The organism is Bradyrhizobium sp. (assembly GCF_030693485.1).
GTDB lineage: Bacteria > Pseudomonadota > Alphaproteobacteria > Rhizobiales > Xanthobacteraceae > Bradyrhizobium.
In genome coordinates this window covers 1-2,788 of sequence record NZ_JAUYAN010000073.1, presented here as the reverse complement: position 1 = coordinate 2,788, position 2,788 = coordinate 1, and the positions used below count along the sequence as shown (strand labels likewise).

The window sequence follows — 2,788 nt, the reverse complement described above, 5'->3', positions numbered from 1 at the left end:
TCGCTGCTGATCGACTCCGATGCGGGCGAAGTGCGGGAGGCGTGGCTCGCCGCTTTGGCTGCCGACATCGCAAAACTGCACGGCGAGGGCCGCGACGTGCTGGTGGTCTCGTCCGGCTCGATCGCGCTTGGCCGCAGCCGCCTGAAACTGCCGCGCGGCGTGCTGAAGCTGGAGGAAAGCCAGGGCGCCGCCGCAGTGGGACAGATCGCGCTGGCGCGGATCTGGTCGGAGGTGCTGGGGCATCACGGCATCGGCGCCGGGCAGATCCTGGTGACGCTGCAGGACACCGAGGAACGCCGCCGCTATCTCAACGCGCGCTCGACCATCGCCAAGCTGCTGGAATGGCGCGCGGTGCCTGTCATCAACGAGAACGACACCGTCGCCACCAATGAAATCCGCTACGGCGACAATGACCGCCTCGCCGCCCGCGTCGCCACCATGGCGAGCGCCGACTTGCTGATCCTGCTGTCCGACATCGACGGCCTTTACGATGCACCGCCCGGCGCCAATCCCAACGCCAGGCTGATTCCGATCGTCGAGTCCGTCACATCGGAGATCGAGGCGATGGCGGGCGCGGCGGAATCCGAACTGTCGCGCGGCGGCATGCAGACCAAGATCGAGGCGGCCAGGATCGCCACCACGGCCGGCACCCACATGCTGATCGCCTCCGGCAAGATCCAGCACCCGCTGCAGGCGATCGCCGACGGCGGGCGCTGCACCTGGTTCCTGACCCCGGCCAATCCCGTCACCGCGCGCAAACGCTGGATCGCGGGCTCGCTGGAGCCGAAGGGCACGCTCACCATCGACGCCGGCGCCGTGAGCGCCTTGCGCGCCGGCAAGAGCCTGCTGCCGGCCGGCGTGATCCGGGTCGACGGGCAATTCTCCCGTGGCGACGCCGTGGTGGTGCGCGGCCCCGACACCCACGAGATCGGCCGCGGCCTCGTGGCCTATGACGCCGACGATGCCGAGAAGATAAAAGGCCGCTCGTCGCCGGACGTGATGATCATTCTGGGCGTCAGCGGCCGGGCGGAGATGATCCACCGCGACGATCTGGTAATGGGCACGTCGCGGGGGTGAGCCTATGCTGGGCCAATGGCCTGGCTGGATTGAGCGGACTTCCCCGCCGCCCGCCAGCCATGCCCTCTCCGGCCTTCGCAGAACGTCGATTTCCGTGCTAGGACATGGTCTTAATTGACCAGGGAACTGACATGAGCGCGCCGCTGAAGGCGATCGACGGCAACGACGATTTGCCGGCCTTGATGACCTTGCTTGCCGCCCAGGCCCGCGCGGCCGCCCGGGTGCTGGCGCTTGCCTCGCCGGAACTGAAGAACCGCGCGCTGGAAGCGATCGAGCGCGCCATTCGCGCCAATGCGGCGGCGATTCTCGCGGCCAATGCCGAGGACGTCGCGGAAGTCCGCCATGGCGGCGCGACCGCGGCCTTCATCGACCGGCTGACCCTGACTCCGGCGCGGATCGAGGCGATGGCCGACGGTGTCGCGACCGTGCGCGGCATCGCCGATCCCGTCGGCACCGTCACCGAGAGCTGGCAGCGTCCGAACGGCATGACCATCGAACGCGTGCGGGTGCCGCTCGGCGTGGTCGCGGTGATATTCGAAAGCCGCCCCAATGTCGCCGCCGACGCCGGCGTGCTGTGCCTGAAATCCGGCAATGCCGTAATCCTGCGCGGCGGCTCCGACAGTTTCCGTTCCTGCCGCGCGATCCATGATTGCCTGGTGCAGGGCCTGCGCGAAGCCGGCCTGCCGGAAGCCGCGATCACGCTGGTGCCGACGCGGGATCGCGCCGCGGTGGGACTGCTGCTGACCGGATTGAGCGGCGGCGTGGACGTGATCGTCCCGCGCGGCGGCAAGAGCCTGGTGGCGCGGGTCGAGGCCGAGGCGCGGGTGCCGGTGTTCGCGCATCTGGAAGGCGTCAACCACGTCTATGTCGATGCCGCCGCCAATCTCGACATGGCGAAGTCGATCGTGCTGAACGCCAAGATGCGGCGCCCCGGGGTCTGCGGCGCGGCCGAAACCCTGCTGGTCGATCGCGCCGCTGCATCGGCGATGTTGAAGCCGCTGGTGACTATGCTGATCGACGCCGGTTGCGAGGTGCGCGGCGACGACGCCGTGCAGCGCGTCGACCGCAGGGTGAAGCCGGCATCCGAGGAGGACTGGGACACCGAATACGAGGACGCGATTATCTCGGCGAAAATTGTCGACGGCCTCGACGCGGCGATCGCCCATATTCACAACCACGGCTCGCATCACACCGATGCGATTGTGACCGAGAACTCGGGTAGCGCCCAAAAATTTCTCAATGAGGTCGATTCCGCGATCGTGCTGCATAACGCCTCGACCCAGTTCGCCGATGGCGGCGAGTTCGGCTTTGGCGCGGAAATCGGCATCGCCACCGGCAAATTCCACGCCCGCGGTCCGGTCGGGGCCGAGCAACTGACCAGCTTCAAATACCGGGTCCACGGCACCGGACAGACGCGGCCGTGAAGGCCTTCTTGCAAATTCGACACCGCCCTTGGGGCCGCCCTGATGAATGAGGCAAATGCCGCTGTCATCGCCCGGCTTGACCGGGCGACCCGGTATTCCAGAGACGATCGGGCTCAACCGATAAGTCGCAGCGTACTGGATCGCCCGGTCAAGCCCTACGATATTCACACATCTCCAAAGCGGCTCTTGTGTCTTATTCCATTCTCTGAATCGATGCTCCGAAAGGCATTCGGAGGCAGCAATGGAAGGCAGTTTGGGACGGTTCGGCGACCGACGCCTGGAAAAAG

2 protein-coding genes are annotated in these 2,788 nt (G+C 66.9%); both read left to right on the top strand.

Annotated elements, in window-relative coordinates:
* Positions 1-1,077 (top strand): glutamate 5-kinase (gene proB, locus Q8N40_RS05490; protein WP_305711093.1); only part of this gene is annotated, 1,077 nt, incomplete at its 5' end.
* 131 nt (positions 1,078-1,208) lie between these two features.
* A complete protein-coding gene (locus tag Q8N40_RS05485) occupies positions 1,209-2,501 on the top strand; it encodes a glutamate-5-semialdehyde dehydrogenase (protein WP_305711092.1) in 1,293 nt (430 codons plus the stop codon).
* Positions 2,502-2,788 lie beyond the last annotated feature (287 nt).